Annotated in this window: 20 protein-coding genes and 1 pseudogene; 19 read left to right on the forward strand and 2 right to left on the reverse strand. The window is 64.2% G+C overall.

What is annotated here, in order from left to right:
* The first annotated feature begins 405 nt into the window (after window positions 1-405).
* The 7 genes from L6D77_RS24345 to murB are packed head-to-tail and all read left to right on the forward strand — an operon-like array spanning window position 406 to window position 4,943.
* On the forward strand, window positions 406-1,041 hold the full coding sequence (locus L6D77_RS24345) for a MotA/TolQ/ExbB proton channel family protein (protein WP_114170330.1): 636 nt from the start codon (window positions 406-408) through the stop codon (window positions 1,039-1,041).
* Window positions 1,038-1,472 carry an ExbD/TolR family protein gene (locus L6D77_RS24350; RefSeq protein WP_125463217.1) on the forward strand — a complete coding sequence of 145 codons (435 nt, stop codon included), beginning with the start codon at window positions 1,038-1,040 and terminating at the stop codon, window positions 1,470-1,472. Before L6D77_RS24345 ends, L6D77_RS24350 begins: the two co-directional genes overlap by 4 nt.
* On the forward strand, window positions 1,472-2,476 hold the full coding sequence (gene lpxK / locus L6D77_RS24355; RefSeq protein ID WP_232885208.1) for a tetraacyldisaccharide 4'-kinase: 1,005 nt from the start codon (window positions 1,472-1,474) through the stop codon (window positions 2,474-2,476). The genes L6D77_RS24350 and lpxK overlap by 1 nt, the downstream gene beginning before the upstream one ends.
* Window positions 2,477-2,516: 40 nt before the next feature.
* The gene (locus tag L6D77_RS24360; protein WP_011532874.1) at window positions 2,517-2,702 is read left to right on the forward strand and encodes a Trm112 family protein; all 186 of its coding nucleotides are present in this window, start codon (window positions 2,517-2,519) and stop codon (window positions 2,700-2,702) included.
* Window positions 2,699-3,463, forward strand: a complete 765-nt coding sequence (gene kdsB / locus L6D77_RS24365) for a 3-deoxy-manno-octulosonate cytidylyltransferase (RefSeq protein WP_232885209.1) — start codon at window positions 2,699-2,701, stop codon at window positions 3,461-3,463. Before L6D77_RS24360 ends, kdsB begins: the two co-directional genes overlap by 4 nt.
* Window positions 3,463-3,927 carry a low molecular weight protein-tyrosine-phosphatase gene (locus L6D77_RS24370; protein WP_232885210.1) on the forward strand — a complete coding sequence of 155 codons (465 nt, stop codon included), beginning with the start codon at window positions 3,463-3,465 and terminating at the stop codon, window positions 3,925-3,927. Before kdsB ends, L6D77_RS24370 begins: the two co-directional genes overlap by 1 nt.
* Window positions 3,924-4,943: a UDP-N-acetylmuramate dehydrogenase gene (gene murB, locus L6D77_RS24375; RefSeq protein WP_232885211.1), complete on the forward strand. Its 1,020-nt coding sequence runs from the start codon at window positions 3,924-3,926 to the stop codon at window positions 4,941-4,943. The genes L6D77_RS24370 and murB overlap by 4 nt, the downstream gene beginning before the upstream one ends.
* A gap of 207 nt (window positions 4,944-5,150) precedes the next feature.
* Here murB and rne read toward each other — a convergent pair whose 3' ends face one another.
* Window positions 5,151-8,390 (reverse strand): ribonuclease E, encoded by a 3,240-nt coding sequence (rne, locus tag L6D77_RS24380; protein ID WP_232885212.1) that lies wholly within the window; start codon window positions 8,388-8,390, stop codon window positions 5,151-5,153.
* 807 nt (window positions 8,391-9,197) lie between these two features.
* On the opposite strand from rne, the gene rluC reads away from it, so the two are divergent.
* From rluC to L6D77_RS24395, 3 genes are read left to right on the forward strand one after another with little or no spacing between them, the layout of a single operon-like run.
* Complete coding sequence (gene rluC, locus L6D77_RS24385; protein ID WP_232885213.1) at window positions 9,198-10,154, forward strand: 23S rRNA pseudouridine(955/2504/2580) synthase RluC; 957 nt, start codon at window positions 9,198-9,200, stop codon at window positions 10,152-10,154.
* Between the two features lie 3 nt (window positions 10,155-10,157).
* Complete coding sequence (locus tag L6D77_RS24390; RefSeq protein ID WP_232885214.1) at window positions 10,158-10,838, forward strand: HAD family hydrolase; 681 nt, start codon at window positions 10,158-10,160, stop codon at window positions 10,836-10,838.
* A 2-nt stretch (window positions 10,839-10,840) separates the two neighbouring features.
* Window positions 10,841-11,824, forward strand: a complete 984-nt coding sequence (locus L6D77_RS24395) for a S49 family peptidase (RefSeq protein ID WP_232885215.1) — start codon at window positions 10,841-10,843, stop codon at window positions 11,822-11,824.
* Window positions 11,825-11,899: 75 nt separating this feature from the next.
* On the opposite strand, the pseudogene L6D77_RS24400 reads toward L6D77_RS24395, so the two are convergent.
* Window positions 11,900-12,479: pseudogene (locus L6D77_RS24400) on the reverse strand (Maf family protein).
* 96 nt (window positions 12,480-12,575) lie between these two features.
* Between L6D77_RS24400 and L6D77_RS24405 the strand changes: the two are divergent.
* The 9 genes from L6D77_RS24405 (at window position 12,576) to mltG (ending at window position 19,998) form a co-directional block, all read left to right on the forward strand.
* Entirely contained in the window at window positions 12,576-13,103 is a 528-nt protein-coding gene (locus tag L6D77_RS24405; protein ID WP_232885217.1) for a YceD family protein, read from the forward strand.
* Window positions 13,104-13,116: 13 nt separating this feature from the next.
* Window positions 13,117-13,299 carry a 50S ribosomal protein L32 gene (gene rpmF / locus L6D77_RS24410; protein WP_008096416.1) on the forward strand — a complete coding sequence of 61 codons (183 nt, stop codon included), beginning with the start codon at window positions 13,117-13,119 and terminating at the stop codon, window positions 13,297-13,299.
* Between the two features lie 3 nt (window positions 13,300-13,302).
* Complete coding sequence (gene plsX / locus L6D77_RS24415; protein ID WP_269807702.1) at window positions 13,303-14,313, forward strand: phosphate acyltransferase PlsX; 1,011 nt, start codon at window positions 13,303-13,305, stop codon at window positions 14,311-14,313.
* A 156-nt stretch (window positions 14,314-14,469) separates the two neighbouring features.
* Window positions 14,470-15,408 (forward strand): ACP S-malonyltransferase, encoded by a 939-nt coding sequence (gene fabD, locus L6D77_RS24420; protein WP_232885218.1) that lies wholly within the window; start codon window positions 14,470-14,472, stop codon window positions 15,406-15,408.
* 16 nt (window positions 15,409-15,424) lie between these two features.
* On the forward strand, window positions 15,425-16,165 hold the full coding sequence (gene fabG / locus L6D77_RS24425; RefSeq protein ID WP_232885219.1) for a 3-oxoacyl-ACP reductase FabG: 741 nt from the start codon (window positions 15,425-15,427) through the stop codon (window positions 16,163-16,165).
* Between the two features lie 204 nt (window positions 16,166-16,369).
* The gene (gene acpP / locus L6D77_RS24430) at window positions 16,370-16,606 is read left to right on the forward strand and encodes an acyl carrier protein (RefSeq protein ID WP_217866736.1); all 237 of its coding nucleotides are present in this window, start codon (window positions 16,370-16,372) and stop codon (window positions 16,604-16,606) included.
* A 174-nt stretch (window positions 16,607-16,780) separates the two neighbouring features.
* On the forward strand, window positions 16,781-18,025 hold the full coding sequence (fabF, locus tag L6D77_RS24435; RefSeq protein ID WP_232885220.1) for a beta-ketoacyl-ACP synthase II: 1,245 nt from the start codon (window positions 16,781-16,783) through the stop codon (window positions 18,023-18,025).
* The gene (gene pabC, locus L6D77_RS24440; RefSeq protein WP_232885221.1) at window positions 18,025-18,840 is read left to right on the forward strand and encodes an aminodeoxychorismate lyase; all 816 of its coding nucleotides are present in this window, start codon (window positions 18,025-18,027) and stop codon (window positions 18,838-18,840) included. The genes fabF and pabC overlap by 1 nt, the downstream gene beginning before the upstream one ends.
* A 3-nt stretch (window positions 18,841-18,843) precedes the next feature.
* Window positions 18,844-19,998: an endolytic transglycosylase MltG gene (gene mltG / locus L6D77_RS24445; protein WP_232885222.1), complete on the forward strand. Its 1,155-nt coding sequence runs from the start codon at window positions 18,844-18,846 to the stop codon at window positions 19,996-19,998.

Here is a 19,998-nt window from a genome sequence, read left to right on the forward strand (position 1 = left end):
GGTGTTGGGAGTGCATGCCTTGGGGGTTGTGGTGAGGCGAAGATCGAGCGCCGCCCGCGCGGCGCATCGCTGGCAAGCCAGCTCCCACATTTGTTTCGGGCCAGTCACTCCTGTGGCTTCATCGCTGTTCGCCTTGTTGGTCCGACTCGATTTCGAGGTGGGCACTGATGACACTGCGCCTGACTTGAGACATGCACCAAGGCGGGCAACGGTACCTTCACAGGAATAATTGGCCAGAAACAGATGTGGGAGCTGGCTTGCCAGCGATGCGCCGCGCGGGCGGCGCTCGATCTGTGCCCCACCACAAAGCCCAAGGCGAACCCTTCGATTTCCCTGACCTCCGGCAGATGAGCCCCCTGCGTGCGTATGGTAGAGTGGCGGCCTTTTTCCGAGGGGATGCTTACTGTGTGGGAATTGGTCAAGTCCGGTGGCTGGATGATGCTGCCGATCATCCTGAGTTCCGTCGTTGCCATGGCAATCGTCGTCGAGCGCCTGTGGACCCTGCGCGCCAGCCGTGTCACCCCGCCGCACCTGCTGGGCCAGGTGTGGATGTGGATCAAGGACAAGCAACTCACCAGTGACAAGCTCAAGGCCCTGCGCGCCGATTCGCCGTTGGGCGAGATCCTCGCCGCGGGCCTGGCCAACTCGCGCCATGGCCGCGAAATCATGAAAGAGTGCATCGAAGAGGCCGCCTCGCGGGTCATCCACGAGCTGGAGCGCTACATCAGCACCCTGGGCACCATCGCCGCCATGGCCCCGTTGCTCGGCCTGCTGGGCACGGTGCTGGGCATGATCGACATTTTCAGCGCCTTCATGGGGTCGCAGATGACCGCCAACGCCGCAGTGCTGGCCGGCGGTATCTCCAAGGCCCTGGTGACCACGGCCGCCGGCCTGATGGTCGGTATTCCGGCGGTGTTCTTCCACCGCTTCCTGCTGCGCCGCATCGACGAGCTGGTGGTGGGCATGGAGCAGGAAGCGATCAAACTGGTGGAAGTGCTGCAGGGCGACCGTGAAGTGGAAGTGGCCGGAGGCAAGGCGTGAAGTTCCGGCGCAACCGTCAGCGCGAGAACGTCGACATCAACCTGGCGTCGTTGATCGACGTGGTGTTCGTGCTGCTGCTGTTCTTCGTGGTCACCACCACCTTCACCCGCGAGACGCAACTGCGCGTCGAGCTGCCCGAGGCCGCCAGTGCCGAGCAGGCGCCGGCCGACCAGGGCAAGCTGGTGGAGATCTCCATCAGCGCCGAGGGTGTGTATTCGGTGAACAACCACCTGCTGCCCAAAAGCGACCTGGACACCCTGACCGAGGCAATCGAGAAGGAATCCGGCGGTGACATCACCCTGCCGCTGGCGATCAGCGCCGACGGCAAGACCCCGCACCAGGCTGTGATCACCGCAATGGACGCGGCCGGCAAGCTCGGCTTCAGCAAGTTGCGCATGACCACCGTCGAGGCTGCGCAGGGCAAGCCCTGATGGCCTTCGCCGACCGCCTGCTCGCTGCCTGGTACGACGGCCACCCGGCCCTGGCCCTGCTGCGCCCGCTGGAAGCCCTGTACCGCCGGGTGGTGATGCGCAAACGCGCGCGTTTTATCAGTGGCGAAAGCGCCAGCTACCGGGCCCCGGTGCCGGTCATCGTGGTGGGCAACATCACCGTGGGCGGCACGGGCAAAACGCCGATGATCCTCTGGCTGATCGAGCACTGCCGCCAGCGTGGGCTGAAGGTCGGCGTGGTCAGCCGTGGTTATGGCGCCAAGCCGCCCGAGTACCCCTGGCGCGTCGCCGCCGACCAGCGCGCCGAACAGGCCGGCGACGAGCCGTTATTGATCGTCCAGCGCACCGGCGTGCCGCTGATGATCGACCCCGACCGCTCCCGCGCCGTGCAGGCGCTGCTGGCCAGCGATGCGCCCGACCTGATCCTCTGCGATGACGGCATGCAGCACTATCGCCTGGCCCGCGACCTGGAGCTGGTGCTGATCGACGCCGCCCGTGGCCTGGGCAACCGCCGCTGCCTGCCCGCCGGGCCGCTGCGCGAGCCGGCCGAGCGCCTGCACGACGCCGACGCCGTGTTGTTCAACGGCGCCGCTGCTGACCGCGACGAGGGTTTCGGGTTCTGCCTGCAGCCCACCGCACTGATCAACCTGCGCAGCGGCGAGCGCCGCGACCTTGACCTGTTTCCCGCTGGCCAGCCGCTGCACGCCGTGGCCGGCATCGGCAACCCGCAACGTTTCTTCAATACCCTGCAGGGGCTAAACTGGCAGCCGCTGCCGCACCCGTTCGCCGACCATGCGCCGTACAGCCGTGAGCTGTTGTCGTTCAGCCCGCCGCTGCCGCTGGTAATGACCGAGAAGGATGCGGTGAAGTGCCGGCCCTTCGCTGCCGACGACTGGTGGTACCTGGCGGTCGATGCGCGGCCTTCGCCGGCCTTCGCCGCCTGGTTCGACGCGCAGCTGGACCGCCTGCTGCCCGGCCGCCCCTGAGCCTTTTTCATTTTCCGGCCACTGGCCTCAAGGAAACCCCATGGACACCAAACTGCTCGATATCCTGGCCTGCCCGATCACCAAGGGCCCGCTCAAGCTCAGCGCCGACAAGACCGAGCTGATCAGCAAGGGCGCGGGCCTGGCCTACCCGATCCGCGACGGCATCCCGGTGATGCTGGAAAGCGAAGCGCGCACCCTGACCGATGAAGAGCGCCTGGACAAATGAGCCTGGATTTCACCGTGGTGATCCCCGCCCGGCTGCGCTCCACGCGCCTGCCGGGCAAGCCGCTGCTGGCGATCGCCGGCAAGCCTATGGTCCAGCACGTGTGGGAGCAGGCGCGCAAGAGCGGCGCCAAGCGTGTGGTCATCGCCACCGACGATGCCAGCATCGTCGAGGCTTGCCAGGCGTTTGGCGCCGAGGTGCTGCTGACCCGCGCCGACCATGAGTCGGGCACCGATCGCCTGGCCGAAGTCGCCGCCCAGCTCGGGCTGGCGGCCGATGCCATCGTGGTCAACGTGCAAGGCGACGAGCCGCTGATCCCGCCGGTGATCATCGACCAGGTGGCGGCCAACCTCGCCGCGCACCCCGAGGCTGGCATCGCGACGCTGGCCGAGCCGATCCACGAGCCGGAAGCCGTGTTCAACCCCAACGCGGTCAAGGTCACCCGCGACAAGAACGGCCTGGCCCTGACCTTCAGCCGTGCACCTTTGCCTTGGGCGCGTGACGCCTTTGCCAAGGCGCGTGACGTGCTGCCCGAGGGTGTGCCGTACCGCCGTCATATCGGCATGTACGCCTACCGCGTGGGCTTCCTGCAGGACTTCGTCGGCTGGGGCCCGTGCTGGCTTGAGCAGACCGAGGCGCTGGAGCAGCTGCGTGCGCTGTGGCATGGCGTGCGTATCCACGTCGCCGACGCCATCGAAGCGCCGGCCGTGGGCGTCGACACCCCTGAAGACCTGGAGCGCGTGCGGCGCTTGCTGGAGGCCTGATGCGCGTTCTGTTCGTCTGCCTGGGCAATATCTGCCGTTCGCCCACTGCCGAAGGCGTGTTGCGCCATCAGCTGGAGGCCGCAGGCCTGGCTGACCAGGTGCAGGTCGCGTCTGCCGGCACCGGTGACTGGCATGTGGGCAAGGCCCCCGACAGCCGTACCTGCAAGGCCGCGCTGGCGCGTGGCTACGACCTGTCGCGCCAGCGTGCGCAGCAGGTCAAGGCGGCGCACTTCGGTGAATACGACCTGGTCCTGGCCATGGACAACAGCAACCTGGCCAACCTCAAGGCACTGCGCCCGCACAACGCCAAGGGCGAGCTCGACCTGTTCCTGCGCCGCTACGGCGCGGCGCTGGATGAGGTGCCCGATCCTTACTACGGCGGCGCCGAAGGTTTCGAGCAGGTCCTGGACTTGATCGAGGCGGCCTGCCGTGAGCTGGTGGTGGAAATCAAGGGGCGGTTATGACGGTGGCGTGGCAGCAACAGGTATCGCTCAAGCCCTACAACACCTTCGGCATCGATGTGCGTGCGCGCTATTTCACCCAGGCCCATGACGATGACGAAGCCCGTCAGGCCCTGGCTCAGGCCGCCGAGCGGCAGGTGCCGGTGCTGGTGATCGGCGGTGGCAGCAACCTGCTGCTGACCCGCGACATCGACGCCCTGGTGCTGCACATGGCCAGCCGTGGCCGGCGCCTGCTCAGCGATGACGGCGAGCGGGTGGTGGTGGAGGCCGAGGCCGGTGAGCCCTGGCATCCCTTCGTGCAGTGGACCCTGGCCCAGGGCCTGAGCGGGCTGGAGAACCTCAGCCTGATCCCGGGCACCGTGGGGGCCGCGCCGATGCAGAACGTCGGTGCCTATGGGGTCGAGATCAAGGATGTCTTCGCCGGCCTGACCGCGCTCGACCGGGAGACTGGCGAGCTGCGTGAATTCACCCTGCAAGAGTGTGCCTTCGGCTACCGTGACAGCCTGTTCAAGCGCAACCCCGGGCGTTGGTTGATCCTGCGCGTACGTTTTACCCTTGACCGGACGTTGCGGGCCCACCTGGATTACGGCCCGGTGCGTCAGCGTTTGACGGAGCAGGGCGTCGGGCAGCCGACTGCGCAGGCCATCAGCGATGCGATCTGCAGCATTCGCCAGGAGAAACTGCCAGACCCGGCCGAGCTGGGCAATGCCGGGAGCTTCTTCAAGAACCCGGTGGTGTCGGCGGCCCTGGCTGAGCAGATTCGTACAGGCTACCCGACTGTGGTGGCTTATCCGCAGGCCGATGGCCGGGTGAAGCTGGCGGCGGGTTGGTTGATCGAGCAGGCCGGGTGGAAGGGCCATCGTGATGGCGATGCCGGTGTGCATCGCTTGCAGTCGCTGGTGCTGGTGAACTATGGCCAGGCGAGCGGGGCGCAGTTGCATGCGCTGGCGCAGAAGATCCAGGCGGATATCCTCGAGCGGTTCGGGGTGGAACTGGAGATGGAGCCGAACCTGTACTGATTGTGCAGGTATCTGCTGGCCTGATCGCTGGCAAGCCAGCTCCCACCCTGACCGCGCTGGCCGCAAGCGATGCGCAATCATGTGAGAGACGCGCGCCCCCTGTGGGAGCCGGCTTGCCGGCGATGAGGCCAGATCAGGCGATACAGGATGCAAAGAAAAAGCCCCGCCAGTTCGCACTGGCGGGGCTTTTTCATTCAGCGACCGGAATCAACCGTGATGAGGCTTGTGCTCGTCTTCGGTGGTTTCCAGGGCTGGGGCGGCCTGGGCGGCAGCCAGGGCAGCAGCGGCTGCTTCGGCTTCACGCTTGCGGCGGCGCACTTCACGCGGGTCGTTCGGCGCGCGGCCGTTCGACAGCATGACCGGGGCCGGCTCGACTACTGCTTCGGCAGGTGCTGGTTCGGCAACCACTGGAGCAGGTTCGGCAGCTGGCGCTTCGACTACTTCAGCTTGTACTTCAACAACCTCGGCCTCGACGGCCGGAGCCGCTTCGAAGGCAACCGGAGCCTGAACTTCAGCCACTTCGGCGACCGGCGCTGGTTTGGCCTCGGCGGCTGCCACTGCTGGCGCTTCCACGACCGGTGCAGCTTCGACCACGACAGCCACCTGCTCGGCAACCGATTCTTCGATCACGGGCTGTGGTGCCACTTCAACAGCGGGCTCGAAGCTCGGCTCGGCGGCAACTACTGGTTCGCTGACCGGCTGCTCGACCACCGGAGCGATCGCGATGGCTTCGGCTTGCTCGGCAACCTGGACCACTTCGCTGCTTTCAACCTGGGCTTCGGCGACAACGGCGCTGGCGCGTTCGGCCTGCTGGTTGGCCTGGGCTTCGGCGTCGGCGCTGATGTTGCTGGTGGCAACGGCGGCGGTGACAGCGATGCCGGCAGCCAGTTCGGCACCCAGCGCTGTGGCCTGGTGCTGTTGTGGCTGCTGCTCTTCGCCGGCTTCGTCGTCGCCGCCTTCGATCAGCTCGCCATCGGCATTGCGCTGGCGTTCACGACGGTTGCTGCGACGGCGCTGGCCGCGGGAGCGACGGCGCGGACGCTCGCCATCGGCGCCTTCCTGCTCGTCTTGCAGCAGTTCTTCGTTCGGCAGTTGCTCCTCGTTGAGCTCGGCGGCTTGTTCGGCAACCTGCTCGTCAGGGCGCGGCTGGCGCTCTTCACGCGGCGGGCGAGGGGCACGTTCTTCACGTGGTGCACGCTCTTCGCGTGGGGCACGTTCTTCACGCGGTGCACGCTCTTCGCGTGGGGCACGTTCTTCGCGCGGTGCACGCTCTTCACGTGGGGCGCGTTCTTCGCGTGGGGCGCGTTCTTCGCGTGGCGCACGCTCTTCACGGGCTACGCGTTCTTCACGCGGTGCACGTTCTTCGCGCGGCTGGCGCTCTTCGCGGGCTACCGGTGCGTCCAGCGGCTCGCGCAGTTCGCGTACGCGCTCTTCACGGTTGCCGCGGCGGTCTTCACGTGGCTGGCGTGGTGCGCGTTCTTCACGCGGCGCACGCTCTTCACGCGGGGCGCGTTCCTCGCGGGGGGCACGCTCTTCACGTGGCTGGCGCTCTTCGCGCGGGGCACGCTCGGCGCGTTCTTCACGCGGCTTGCGCTCTTCGTCGCGGCGGCCATTGCGATTGCGGCTCTGCTGGCGACCGTTGCGGCGCTCCTCGTTGCGTGGGGTGCGCTCGGTGGCAGGCTTCTCGGTGGTGGCAACCGGGGCGGCGACAGGTTCTTCCTTGCCGGCGAACAGGCTGACCAGCGATTTCACCAGGCCTTTGAACAGGCTTGGCTCTGGCACGCTAGGGGCGGCTGCGGCGGCCGGGGCTGCGGCAGGCTGCGCTTCTTCGGTGCTTGGCACGGGGGCGTTGGCACGGGCCGGAGCGGTCTTGACCGCGGCCTCCTGGCGAACCAGGGTGCGGGTGGCGGTCGGCTGCGGCGCTTCTTCGGTTTCGGAAGCGGCGATCTCGTAGCTGGACTGGTTGTTCAGCACTTCCGGGTTGTCGTCGCGCAGGCGCTGGACTTCGAAGTGCGGCGTTTCCAGGTGATCGTTCGGCAGGATGATGATGCGTGCGCGAGTGCGCAGTTCGATCTTGGTGATCGAGTTGCGTTTCTCGTTGAGCAGGAAGGCGGCGACCGGGATTGGCACCTGGGCGCGGACCTCGGCGGTGCGGTCTTTCAGGGCTTCTTCTTCGATCAGGCGCAGGATGGCCAGCGACAGCGATTCGACGTCACGGATGATGCCGGTGCCCGAGCAGCGCGGGCAGACGATGCCGCTGCTTTCACCCAGCGATGGGCGCAGGCGCTGACGGGACATTTCCAGCAGGCCGAAACGCGAGATGCGGCCAACCTGCACGCGGGCGCGGTCGGCTTCCAGGCATTCACGCACGCGCTCTTCGACGGCGCGCTGGTTTTTGGCTGGGGTCATGTCGATGAAATCGATGACGATCAGGCCGCCGATGTCACGCAGGCGCAGTTGGCGGGCGATTTCTTCGGCCGCTTCCAGGTTGGTCTGCAGGGCGGTTTCTTCGATGTCGCTGCCTTTGGTGGCGCGCGCCGAGTTGATGTCGATGGACACCAGGGCCTCGGTCGGGTCGATGACGATCGAGCCGCCGGACGGCAGGTCGACGACGCGCTGGAAGGCGGTCTCGATCTGGCTTTCGATCTGGAAGCGGTTGAACAGCGGCACGCTGTCTTCGTACAGCTTGACCTTGCTGGCGTACTGCGGCATCACCTGGCGGATGAAGGTCAGGGCTTCTTCCTGGGCGTCGATGCTGTCGATCAGCACTTCGCCGATGTCCTGGCGCAGGTAGTCGCGGATCGCACGGATGATGACGTTGCTTTCCTGGTAGATCAGGAACGGCGCGCTGCGGTCCAGCGAGGCTTCCTTGATGGCGGTCCACAGCTGCAGCAGGTAGTCGAGGTCCCACTGCATTTCTTCGCTGCTGCGGCCAAGGCCTGCGGTGCGCACGATCAGGCCCATGTCGCCGGGAACGGTCAGGCCGTTCAGGGCTTCACGCAGTTCGTTGCGCTCTTCGCCTTCGATGCGGCGGGAGATGCCGCCGGCACGGGGGTTGTTGGGCATCAGCACCAGGTAGCGGCCAGCCAGGCTGATGAAGGTGGTCAGGGCGGCGCCTTTGTTGCCGCGCTCTTCCTTCTCGACCTGGACGATGACTTCCTGGCCTTCGCTCAGTACTTCCTTGATGTTGACCCGGCCTTCGGGGGTCTTCTTGAAGTATTCGCGGGAGATTTCCTTGAGTGGCAGGAAGCCGTGACGTTCGGAGCCGAAGTCGACGAAGGCGGCTTCAAGGCTTGGCTCGATACGGGTGATCTTGCCTTTGTAGATGTTGGCCTTTTTCTGCTCACGCGCGCCGGACTCGATGTCCAGGTCGTAGAGGCGTTGGCCGTCTACCAGGGCTACACGCAACTCTTCGGGTTGAGTTGCGTTAATCAGCATTCTTTTCATGTTGTACCGTCGGTTTCCGGGCTGCCGGAAACGGCGTTCGGCACACACGACGTATCTGGGTCGGTGCCAAGGTGCGCAAAGGGTGGCGAACCACCCCCGTGTCGAGCAACGTTCGGCACCAGCCGGTTGCCCAGCCTGCCGTTGTCGCGACGACGCGTCCTGTTCGCTGTGGTGTCAACGAGCCCCTTAGGTGTTCGTATCGACGTTCATCGATAGCCGAATCAGCCAGACAGGCCTCGTGCACTCAGACAGGAGGAGGAATCAACCGTCAGCCGTGGACGCTGCTAGAGCGTCTGTTCAGGACCTTATCCGCTCATCGCCCGTTCAGTGGGGCGGTGGCCGGACGCGGTGCTACACGGTCCGAGGGCTGTGCATCTCCACCCTGCACGTATCCCTGATAATTCGGGTGCTGCCGCGCGCTGAATCCGCAACGGGTTGCATTTTTCGCCAGCGCGGATACCGCGCTGGCGCCATTTATGTCCAAGGCAGGTATTTCCGAAGCATTCGCCGGGCGTTACGTGGAAGCGACTGGCGGGCAGAGGTGCGGCGAAAAAGGTTCGGTAAGCAGGTGGAACACCGCGCTTGTCGTTTTTCTTCGGTCTTCTCTACACAGCGCTGGTGGCGATTCCAGGCATTTGTTTAAACTGGCGAAAACCCCGTAGGACGGCCTCGCGTCCTGGAGAATTGCGAAGGTCAGGAACCGGTGTAGAGCCTGGTATCACTGGCCTGCCGCTTTTGGCGGCGTTCGCGACTATAGCAGTTATGATTAAGTGCTTCAATTCCATAAAAAATTGTTATGATCCCGCCATGACGACCAATACCCCTCCGACTTCCGGCGTACAGCTGATCGAAGTCGCGCCGGAGCTTGCCGGCCAACGCATCGACAATTTCCTCATCACGGCCCTCAAGGGCGTGCCCAAGACCTTGGTCTACCGCATCCTGCGCAAGGGTGAGGTGCGGGTCAACAAAGGGCGGATCAAACCTGAATACAAGCTGCAGGCTGGCGATATCGTTCGCGTGCCGCCGGTGCGCCTGCCTGAGCGCGACGAGCCGGCGCCCGTGGCCCAGGGGCTGCTGCAGCGCCTGGAAGCCGCCATCGTCTATGAAGACAAGGCGCTGATCGTGATGAACAAGCCGTCCGGCATTGCCGTGCATGGCGGCAGTGGCTTGAGTTTCGGGGTGATCGAGGCGCTGCGCCAGTTGCGCCCTGATGCCAAGGAGCTGGAGCTGGTGCATCGCCTGGACCGCGACACCTCGGGCCTGCTGATGATCGCCAAGAAACGCAGCATGCTGCGCCACCTGCATGCCGCCTTGCGCGGTGATGGCGTGGACAAGCGCTACATGGCGCTGGTGCGCGGCCATTGGCCGACCTCGAAGAAGCAGGTCAATGCACCGCTGCAGAAGAGCAACCTGCGCTCGGGCGAGCGCATGGTCGAGGTGAGCGACGAAGGCAAGGAGGCGCTGACGATGTTCCGCGTGCTGCGTCGTTTCGGCGAATTCGCCACCATCGTCGAGGCGCGGCCGATTACCGGGCGTACCCACCAGATCCGTGTGCACACCCTGCATGCCGGGCACATGATCGCCGGCGACAGCAAATACGGCGATGAAGATTTCAGCCGCGAGATTCGCGAGCTGGGCGGCAAGCGCCTGTTCCTGCATGCCTATCAGCTCACCGTGCCGCTGCCTGATGGCGGTGAGCTCAAGCTCGAGGCGCCGGTGGATGAAGTGTGGGCCAAGACCGTGGAGCGCCTGAGCGCGACCTGACCTATGAACAAGCGTTATGAGCTGCTGATCTTCGACTGGGACGGCACCTTGGCCGATTCCATCGGCCGTATCGTCGAGGCCATGAACGTGGCGGCCGGACGCGCCGGTGAGGCACCCTGCAGCGAGGAGGCGATCAAGGGCATTATTGGCCTGGCGTTGGACGAGGCGATCGCCACGTTGTACCCGCACCTTGATACCGTGCAGGTGCAGGCTTTTCGTCAGCATTACGCCGATGTCTACATGGCGCTGGATCAGCAGCCTTCGCCGCTTTTCGAAGGTGTGGTTGAGTCCCTCGAGGCCTTCCGCGTCGAGGGCTACCGCTTGGCGGTAGCCACCGGCAAGGCGCGTCGCGGGCTGGATCGGGTGCTCAAGGCCAACGGCTGGGAAGATTATTTCGACATCACTCGCGGCGCCGACGAGACCCGTGGCAAGCCGCACCCGTTGATGCTCGAGGAAATCCTCGCCCATTGCCAGGTCGAACCCGGGCGGGCGTTGATGATCGGCGATTCGGCCTTCGACCTGCAGATGGCCAGCAATGCGGGCATGCACTCGGTGGCGGTCGGCTATGGTGCGATGTCGCTGCAGGCCCTGGCCGAGTTCGGGCCGCAAGTGTGTATCGAGCATTTCTCTCAATTGCGCGAATGGCTGGCCAGTGGCGCGCAACTCAATTTCCAGGGTAGGTGAGCATGGCTGACGAGTGGAAAGCCCCCGAGTCTGAAGACAACGAAGAGCGCAAGAGCTGGAAGCTGCTGGAGAAGACGTTGCTGGCGGGCGTCCAGGAGCAGCGCCGGGCGCGGCGTTGGGGCATCTTTTTCAAGTTGCTGACCTTTATCTACCTGTTCGGCATGCTGGTGCTGTTCACGCCGCTGCTGGATGTGGACAAGGCCGCTACGCGCAGTGCCAGCCACACGGCGCTGGTCGAGGTGCGCGGGGTGATCGCCGATCAGGAGCCTGCTGGCGCCGACAACATCGTCAAGGGGTTGCGCGAGGCGTTCAAGGATTCGAAAACCAAGGGTGTGATCCTGCGTATCAACAGCCCGGGCGGCAGCCCGGTGCAGTCGGGTTACATCTATGACGAAATTCGCCGCCTGCGCGCCGAATACCCGGCCATCAAGCTGTATGCGGTCATTACCGACCTGGGCGCCTCCGGCGCCTACTACATTGCCAGCGCCGCCGATGAAATCTATGCCGACAAGGCCAGCCTGGTTGGCTCGATTGGTGTGACGGCTGCGGGTTATGGCTTCGTCGGCACCATGGACAAGCTGGGCGTCGAGCGCCGTACCTACACGGCGGGTGAGCACAAGGCCTTTCTCGATCCGTTCTCGCCGCAGAAGCCGGAAGAGACTGCGTTCTGGCAGGGGGTGCTGGATACCACGCATCGCCAGTTCATTGCCATGGTCAAGCAGGGGCGGGGCGAGCGCCTGAAGGACAAGGATCATCCTGAGCTGTTCAGTGGCTTGATCTGGTCCGGCGAGCAGGCCAAGGAGCTGGGGTTGGTGGATGGGTTGGGCAGTGCCAGCTATGTGGCTCGGGAGGTCATCGGTGAGAAGGAGCTGGTGGACTTCACGGTACAGGAGTCGCCGTTCGATCGTTTTTCCAAGCGCATCGGTGCCAGTGTGGCCGAGCGGCTGGCGATGTACATGGGCTTCCAGGGGCCTTCCCTGCGTTGATCTGACGCCAGCGTGGCATTTATCGCGGGGCAAGTCGCATCGGTGTGCCGATGCGACTTGCCCCGCGATGCGTTTTCAGGGCACCTGCACGCCTTCCTTGTGCAGCATGTCCACCAGCCGAATCAGCGGCAGCCCGATCAGGCTGGTGGCGTCGCAGCCGTGGGTGCTCTGGAACAGGCTCACGCCCAATCCCTCCGCCTTGAAGCTCCCTGCGCAATCCAGTGGCTGCTCGGCCTTCACGTAGCGCTCCACGCGCTCACGATCCAGTTCGCGCAGGGTTACCGTGAATGGCACGCAATCGACCTGGCACTGGCCGGTGGCGCTGTTGAGCAGTGCCAGGCCGGTGAGGAAAGTGACCTGCTGGCCGCTCGCCTCCAGCAGTTGCTCGCAGGCGCGTTCGAAGGTGTGGGGTTTGCCGAGGATCTGCTCGCCGAGCACGGCCACCTGGTCGGAGCCGATGATCAGATGCGCCGGGTGGCGCCCTGCGAGCGCTTCGGCTTTTTGCCGGGCCAGGCGGCGAACCAGCTCGACGGCGGGCTCGTCGGGCAGCCGTTGCTCGTCTAGGTCGGGGCTTGCCCAGCTGAAGGGCAGGCGCAGGCGAGTGAGCAGTTCGCGCCGGTAGGGGGGAGCTGGAAGCCAGTAACAGAGGAAGCATGATAGACTCCTGGTCAATTGCCCCTGGATTCTAACATGCGAGATGTGCCGAATTTCCTTTGACAGGGAGGGGGTGCATCCCTAGAATGCTGCGCCTATGTTGAATGACCCGATTCCACCTCACGTTGACCCGCGCAAATTAGCCGATCGAGGCGTAACCCTGAGTGGTTCGCTGCAACTCGCTGATTTGGAAAGACTCTGCGACCCGCTTTCCGACACTGTCGGTACGGTGCAGGCGAAGTTCGATTTTGAACGAGACGAACAGAAAGTTGTGGTTATCCACAGCGAGCTGGACGTCGAAGTCAAAATGGTTTGCCAGCGTTGTCTTGAGCTGGTCACCCTTCCAATCCACAGCGAATCTACTTACGCCGTGGTGAAGGAGGGTGCGAATACCCAGTCGTTGCCGAAAGGCTATGACGTGCTGGAACTGGGCGAAGATCCTTTGGATCTGCAGGCCCTGATCGAGGAAGAGCTTCTGCTCGCCCTGCCGATCGTGCCTGCTCATCATCCGGAAGAATGCCAGCAGCCGGCGGGCGCAGATGAGCCCGAGCCGAGCAAGGACGAGGTATCGCGGTCCAACCCGTTCAGTGTATTGGCGCAGTTAAAGCGTGACCCAAACGTTTAGGAGTTAATCAATTATGGCTGTTCAGCAGAACAAAAAATCCCGCTCTGCCCGTGACATGCGCCGTTCGCACGACGCCCTGTCGGAAAACGCCCTGTCGGTAGAGAAGAGCACCGGTGAAGTACACCTGCGTCACCACGTTTCGCCAGAAGGCGTATACCGTGGTCGCAAAGTGATCGACAAGGGCGCTGACGAGTAATCCTTGTCCGCTCAGATCATCGCGATCGACGCAATGGGCGGGGACTTCGGTCCCCGCAGCATTGTCCAGGCTAGCCTAGCCTGCCTTTCGGCTACTCCCTCGCTGCACCTGACCCTCGTCGGTCAACCCTCCCTTCTTGAAGAGCTTGTCAGCGGCCAATCGGCTGCGGATCGCGCGCGCCTGCAAATTGTTGCGGCCAGTGAAGTGGTGGGCATGGACGAGCGGCCGTCGCAGGCGTTGCGCGGCAAGCCCGACTCGTCGATGCGCATCGCCCTCGAACTGGTGCGTGACGGCAAGGCCCAGGCCTGCGTCAGTGCCGGTAATACCGGCGCGCTCATGGCGTTGTCGCGTTTTGTGCTTAAGACCTTGCCCGGCATCGATCGCCCGGCGATGGTGGCGGCGATCCCGACCCAGGCGGGCTACTGCCAGTTGCTCGACCTGGGCGCCAATGTCGACTGCAGTGCCGAAAACCTCTACCAGTTCGCGGTGATGGGGTCGGTGGCTGCCCAGGCGCTGGGGGTTCATCGCCCGCGGGTGGCGCTGCTCAACATCGGCACCGAAGACATCAAGGGCAATCAGCAGGTCAAGCTGGCCGCCAGTTTGCTGCAGAACGCACGTGGCCTGAACTACATCGGTTTTGTCGAGGGTGACGGCCTGTACCGCGGCGAGGCGGATGTGGTGGTGTGCGACGGTTTTGTCGGCAATATCCTGCTCAAGTCCAGCGAAGGCCTGGCGACCATGATCGGTGCGCGTATCGAGGCGCTGTTCCGTGGCGGAGTGCTGGCGCGCGCTGCCGGCGCCATGGCCATGCCATTGCTCAAGCGCCTGCAGGCCGACCTGGCGCCGGCGCGGCACAATGGTGCAAGCTTCCTCGGGCTGCAGGGTATCGTCATCAAGAGTCACGGCTCGGCAGGCGTGCAGGGTTTCCAGAGCGCCATCCAGCGTGCGCTGATCGAGATCCAGGAGAACTTGCCGCAGCGCCTGCATGGCCGGCTCGAGGATTTGTTGCCGTAGTGGCTGTGCGGGAAAAACAAAGACTTTGGGCATATCGCCCATGAAGTGCTTAAATGTGACCGCTTGGTCCGCCGCTCCATCCAAGTTTTCAGATTTCGCGCTCGGCCTGTGGCCCGGCGCACCCTATCCGACGACAAGATCATAAGGGCTTGTTCAATGTCTGCATCCCTCGCATTCGTCTTTCCCGGTCAAGGTTCCCAATCGCTGGGCATGCTCGCCGAGCTCGGCGCTGAAAAGCCGGTAATCGTCGAAACCTTCAAGGAAGCTTCCGAGGCTCTGGGCTACGACCTGTGGAAGTTGGTCCAGGAAGGTCCGGAAGAACAACTCAACCAAACCGACAAGACTCAGCCGGCCATCCTGACCGCCTCCATCGCCCTGTGGCGCCTGTGGCTGGACGAGGGCGGCGCGCAGCCGGCCTTCGTTTCGGGCCACAGCCTGGGTGAATACAGTGCCCTGGTCGCTGCCGGCAGCCTGTCGCTCAAGGACGCCGTTCGCCTGGTCGAGCGCCGCGGCCAGCTGATGCAGGAAGCCGTGCCGGCCGGTCATGGCGCCATGGCTGCCATCCTGGGCCTGGACGACGCTGTGGTGGTCGAGATCTGCGCCAAGGCTGCTGAAGATGAAGTGGTCAGCGCGGTGAACTTCAATTCGCCGGGCCAGGTCGTGATCGCCGGCAACAAGGCAGCTGTGGATCGCGCCATGGCGCTGTGCAAAGAGGCCGGCGCCAAGCGTGCCCTGCCGCTGGCGGTCAGCGTGCCGTCGCACTGTGCGCTGATGAAGCCCGCTGCCGAGCGCTTCGCCGAGTTCGTCAACGCCATCGAGTGGAAGGCCCCGCAGATTCCGGTGGTGCAGAACGTCACCGCCGCCATCGCCGCCGACCTCGATGCGCTCAAGCAGGACCTGCTGGCGCAGCTGTACCAGCCTGTGCGTTGGGTCGAATGCGTGCAGGCCCTGGCCGAGCGTGGCGCGGTGAACCTGGTCGAGTGCGGCCCGGGCAAGGTGCTGGCGGGCCTGAACAAGCGTTGCGCCGACGGCGTGACCACCTACAACCTCAACACCCCTGACGCCGTCGCCGCCACCCGCGCGGCGCTGGCCTGAATCTGGAGACGCTTGCATGAGCCTGCAAGGTAAAGTTGCACTGGTTACCGGCGCCAGCCGTGGCATCGGCCAGGCCATTGCCCTCGAACTCGGTCGCCAAGGCGCCATCGTCATCGGCACCGCCACGTCGGCCTCCGGTGCCGAGCGTATCGCCGCCACGCTCAAGGAGCATGGCGTCGCCGGTACTGGCATGGAATTGAACGTGACCAGCGCAGACTCCGTGAATGCGGTACTGAGCGCAATCGGCGAGCAGTTCGGCGCCCCGGCCATCCTGGTCAACAACGCCGGCATCACCCGCGACAACCTCATGCTGCGCATGAAGGACGACGAGTGGTTCGACGTGATCGACACCAACCTCAACAGCCTCTACCGTCTGTCCAAGGGCGTGCTGCGTGGCATGACCAAGGCTCGCTGGGGCCGTATCATCAGCATCGGCTCGGTGGTCGGTGCCATGGGTAACGCAGGTCAAGCCAACTACGCGGCCGCCAAGGCTGGCCTGGAAGGCTTCAGCCGCGCCCTGGCCCGTGAAGTGGGCTCGCGTGGTATCACCGTCAACTCGGTCACCCCGGGCTTCATCGACACCGACATGACCCGTGAACTGCCGGAAGCGCAGCGCGAAGCCCTGCAGAAAGAAATTCCGCTGGGCCGCCTGGGCCAGGCCGAAGAAATCGCGAAAGTGGTTTCGTTCCTGGCCTCCGAAGGTGCAGCCTATGTCACTGGCGCCACCGTGCCGGTGAACGGCGGGATGTACATGTAAAAACCGCAATGCGATGTGACGGATTGCTTCAAAAAAGAGTCATACTCCGAGCTTAAAATCCGTTATAAAGCTGCAACCAGATTCCGGGCAGGGGGTTGGGTGACTTAGCTGAAGGCGTGTTCCGCTTGAAAAGCAGGCGTCTTTCTATAAACTTGGTCACCGGCCAGCTGCCTGACATATGTCCATTAGGAGTGAAAACTAGGTATGAGCACCATCGAAGAACGCGTCAAGAAAATCGTCGCCGAGCAACTGGGCGTCAAGGAAGAAGAAGTCAAAAACGAATCTTCCTTCGTTGAAGACCTGGGTGCCGACTCGCTTGACACCGTTGAGCTGGTGATGGCTCTGGAAGAGGAATTCGAGACCGAAATCCCTGACGAAGAAGCCGAGAAGATCACTACCGTTCAAGCTGCCATCGACTACGTCAACAGCCACCAGGGCTAAGACGCTGTAGTCGACGCTTCTTGTCGGGGAAAACCGCACTGCCTTCGCTGGCGTGCGGTTTTTTCTTTGCGAGGCACCCGCGTCGTGTTGCGAGCCTTTAGAGCTTGTTGCCATTTCATTCCATTGCCTTGAATGCAATGGCAAGAAACTCTGTTATTGGAAAAGGAGAGTACTGTGTCGCGTAGACGCGTCGTGGTCACTGGTATGGGTATGCTGTCGCCACTGGGTACTGATGTACCGAGCACCTGGCAGGGCATTCTGGCTGGCCGCAGTGGCATTGGTCCGATCGAACACACGGACCTGTCTGCCTACTCCACCCGTTTTGGCGGCTCGGTGAAGGGCTTCGAGGTCGAGCAGTACCTGTCGGCCAAGGAAGCTCGCAAGCTCGACCTGTTCATTCAGTACGGCCTGGCAGCCGGTTTCCAGGCGGTGCGCAATGCTGGCCTGGAAGTCACCGACGCCAACCGTGAGCGCATTGGCGTGGCCATGGGCTCGGGGATCGGCGGCCTGACCAACATCGAAGAAACCAGCCGCACCCTGCACGAGCAGGGCCCGCGCCGCATTTCGCCGTTCTTCGTGCCAGGCTCGATCATCAACATGATCTCGGGCTTCCTGTCGATCCACCTGGGACTGCAGGGGCCGAACTACGCGATCGCCACCGCCTGCACCACGGGCACCCATTGCATCGGCATGGCCGCGCGCAATATCGCCTACGGCGAAGCGGACGTGATGATTGCCGGCGGTGCCGAAATGGCCGCCTGTGGCCTGGGCATGGGTGGCTTCGGCGCCTCGCGCGCACTGTCGACCCGCAACGATGAGCCGGCCCGCGCCAGCCGTCCGTGGGACAAGGGCCGTGACGGTTTCGTACTGTCCGACGGTGCCGGTGCCCTGGTGCTCGAAGAGCTGGAGCACGCCAAGGCACGCGGCGCGACCATCTATGCCGAGCTGGTCGGTTTCGGCATGAGCGGTGACGCCTACCACATGACCTCGCCGCCCGACTCGGGTGAAGGTGCTGCGCGCTGCATGGCCAACGCCCTGCGCGACGCCGGCATCGAGCCGCAAGCGGTCAGCTACATCAATGCCCACGGTACTTCGACCCCTGCTGGCGATATCGCCGAGGTAGCGGCGATCAAGCGCGTGTTCGGCGAGCATGCCTACAAGCTGGCAGTCAGCTCGACCAAGTCGATGACCGGCCACCTGCTGGGTGCCGCGGGTGCGGTGGAAGCGATCTTCAGCGTGCTGGCCATCAACAGCCAGATGGCGCCGCCGACCATCAACCTGGACGAGCCGGACGAAGGTTGCGACCTGGACTTCGTACCGCACCAGGCGCGCAGCATGCCGATCGACGTGGTGCTGTCCAACTCGTTCGGCTTCGGCGGGACCAACGGTTCGCTGGTGTTCCGCCGGTTCGCCGACTGATGCACTGCTGGATCGATGGCCAGGAAGCGACTGCGGTCAATCTGCAGAATCGCGGCCTGGCCTACGGTGATGGTCTGTTCGAGACCATTGCCGTGCATGGCGGCAAGCCCAGCCTGCTAACCCAGCATCTCGATCGCCTGGCACTGGGTTGCCAGCGCCTGGCGATCGAGGTTGACCTGATGCTGGTTCGCAATGAACTGTTGCAATTCGCCCGGTTGCTGGGGGAGGGGGTCGCCAAGCTGATCCTCACCCGTGGCGACAGCCAACGCGGTTATACCTCGGCGCCCGGCGCCCAGGCTCGACGTATTCTTCAGGGCAGCCCCTTGCCCGTCTATCCCGCACAACACGCCGAGCAGGGTGTACGGCTGTTTCCCTGCCAGACAAGGTTGGCGGAACAACCGTTGCTGGCCGGACTCAAACACCTCAACCGCCTTGAGCAGGTGCTGGCACGGGCCGAATGGCAGGACAGCGCGTATGCCGAAGGCTTGATGCGTGACAGCCAAGGGCGAGTGATCGAAGGGGTGTACAGCAACCTGTTCCTGGTGCATGGCGAGGTGCTGCTGACCGCCGACCTGAGCCGTTGTGGCGTGGCTGGCGTGATGCGTGGCGCATTGCTCGAACAGGCGTCGTTGTTGAGTGTTGCCGTCGAGGTGCGTGACCTGACGCTGGAGGACCTGCAGCAGGCCGACGAGGTGTTCGTCTGCAACAGTGTCTATGGCATCTGGCCCGTGCGTGAATTCGCTGCACTGAACTGGCCGGCAGGCCCGCTCACCCGTAAACTGCAGGCCGTTGCCCGTACGTTACTGGATACCTGATTCGTGAGACGCAAATTCCTGCTGCTGCTGGAAATGGGTTTGATCCTCGCCGGCCTGGCATTGGGTTGGGCTGCCTGGAAGGTCAACTCGGTCCTGGAGCAGCCCCTGCAAGTGGCGCAGGAGCGCCTGCTCGACGTGCCTGGCGGCACCACGCCCAACCGTATGTTCTACCGCATGGAAGGCGAAGGGCTGCTCGATGATGCGCTGTGGCTGCGTCTCTACTGGCGCTTCAACATGGCCGGCACCCCGCTGCATACCGGTGAGTATCGCCTGACCCCCGACATGACCGTGGGGCAGTTGTTCGATGCCTGGCAGCGTGGCGATGTGGTGCAGTACAACCTCACCCTGGTCGAGGGCTGGACCTTCCGCCAGGTGCGAGCCGCGGTGGCCAGGCATGAAAAGCTCAAGCACACGCTCGACGGCCTCTCCGACAGCGAGGTGATGGACAAGCTTGGCCACACCGGGGTCTTCCCCGAAGGCCGCTTCTTCCCTGATACCTACCGCTTCGTGCGTGGCATGAGTGATGTCGAGCTGTTGCAGCAGGCCTACATGCGCCTGGACGAAGTGCTGGCCAAGGAGTGGGCCGAGCGCACGACCGACCTGCCGTATCGCGACCCTTACCAGGCGCTGATCATGGCCTCGCTGGTGGAGAAGGAAACCGGCATCCCTCAGGAGCGCAACCAGATCGCTGGTGTGTTCGTGCGCCGCCTGCGCCTGGGGATGATGTTGCAGACCGACCCGACCGTGATCTACGGCATGGGCGAGCGCTATAACGGCAAGATCACCCGGGCTGACCTGCGCGAGCCGACGCCCTACAACACCTACACCATCAGCGGCCTGCCGCCGACGCCGATCGCCATGGTCGGCCGCGAGGCGATCCATGCCGCGCTCAACCCAAGCGACGGCAGCAGCCTGTATTTCGTTGCCCGTGGTGATGGCAGCCATGTGTTCTCCGATGACCTGGATGACCACAACAGTGCTGTGCGCGAGTTCCAGCTCAAGCGGCGGGCGGACTATCGTTCCAGCCCCGCGCCTCAGGCACAGCCGGGAGCAGACGAGCAGGCAGCGCCCGACGAGGCAGCCCCGCCTGAAAGCGACGCTGCCGCGCCTACCGATGAATCCGTGCCGGCCGAGGCGCCGGCACCCGAAAAACAGTAA

It is taken from the genome of Pseudomonas parasichuanensis (genome assembly GCF_021601385.1).
Classification (GTDB): Bacteria; Pseudomonadota; Gammaproteobacteria; order Pseudomonadales; family Pseudomonadaceae; genus Aquipseudomonas; species Aquipseudomonas parasichuanensis.

Bases quoted from the DNA above. Each gene is read 5' to 3' on its own strand.
- L6D77_RS24405 (WP_232885217.1), top strand. From the start codon at position 12,576: ATGTTGAATGACCCGATTCCACCTCACGTTGACCCGCGCAAATTAGCC.
- pabC (WP_232885221.1), top strand. From the start codon at position 18,025: ATGCACTGCTGGATCGATGGCCAGGAAGCGACTGCGGTCAATCTGCAG.
- kdsB (WP_232885209.1), top strand. From the start codon at position 2,699: ATGAGCCTGGATTTCACCGTGGTGATCCCCGCCCGGCTGCGCTCCACG.
- L6D77_RS24395 (WP_232885215.1), top strand. From the start codon at position 10,841: ATGGCTGACGAGTGGAAAGCCCCCGAGTCTGAAGACAACGAAGAGCGC.
- rpmF (WP_008096416.1), top strand. From the start codon at position 13,117: ATGGCTGTTCAGCAGAACAAAAAATCCCGCTCTGCCCGTGACATGCGC.
- lpxK (WP_232885208.1), top strand. From the start codon at position 1,472: ATGGCCTTCGCCGACCGCCTGCTCGCTGCCTGGTACGACGGCCACCCG.
- L6D77_RS24370 (WP_232885210.1), top strand. From the start codon at position 3,463: ATGCGCGTTCTGTTCGTCTGCCTGGGCAATATCTGCCGTTCGCCCACT.
- rluC (WP_232885213.1), top strand. From the start codon at position 9,198: ATGACGACCAATACCCCTCCGACTTCCGGCGTACAGCTGATCGAAGTC.
- acpP (WP_217866736.1), top strand. From the start codon at position 16,370: ATGAGCACCATCGAAGAACGCGTCAAGAAAATCGTCGCCGAGCAACTG.
- L6D77_RS24360 (WP_011532874.1), top strand. From the start codon at position 2,517: ATGGACACCAAACTGCTCGATATCCTGGCCTGCCCGATCACCAAGGGC.
- rne (WP_232885212.1), bottom strand. From the start codon at position 8,390: ATGAAAAGAATGCTGATTAACGCAACTCAACCCGAAGAGTTGCGTGTA.
- murB (WP_232885211.1), top strand. From the start codon at position 3,924: ATGACGGTGGCGTGGCAGCAACAGGTATCGCTCAAGCCCTACAACACC.
- fabG (WP_232885219.1), top strand. From the start codon at position 15,425: ATGAGCCTGCAAGGTAAAGTTGCACTGGTTACCGGCGCCAGCCGTGGC.
- L6D77_RS24390 (WP_232885214.1), top strand. From the start codon at position 10,158: ATGAACAAGCGTTATGAGCTGCTGATCTTCGACTGGGACGGCACCTTG.
- fabD (WP_232885218.1), top strand. From the start codon at position 14,470: ATGTCTGCATCCCTCGCATTCGTCTTTCCCGGTCAAGGTTCCCAATCG.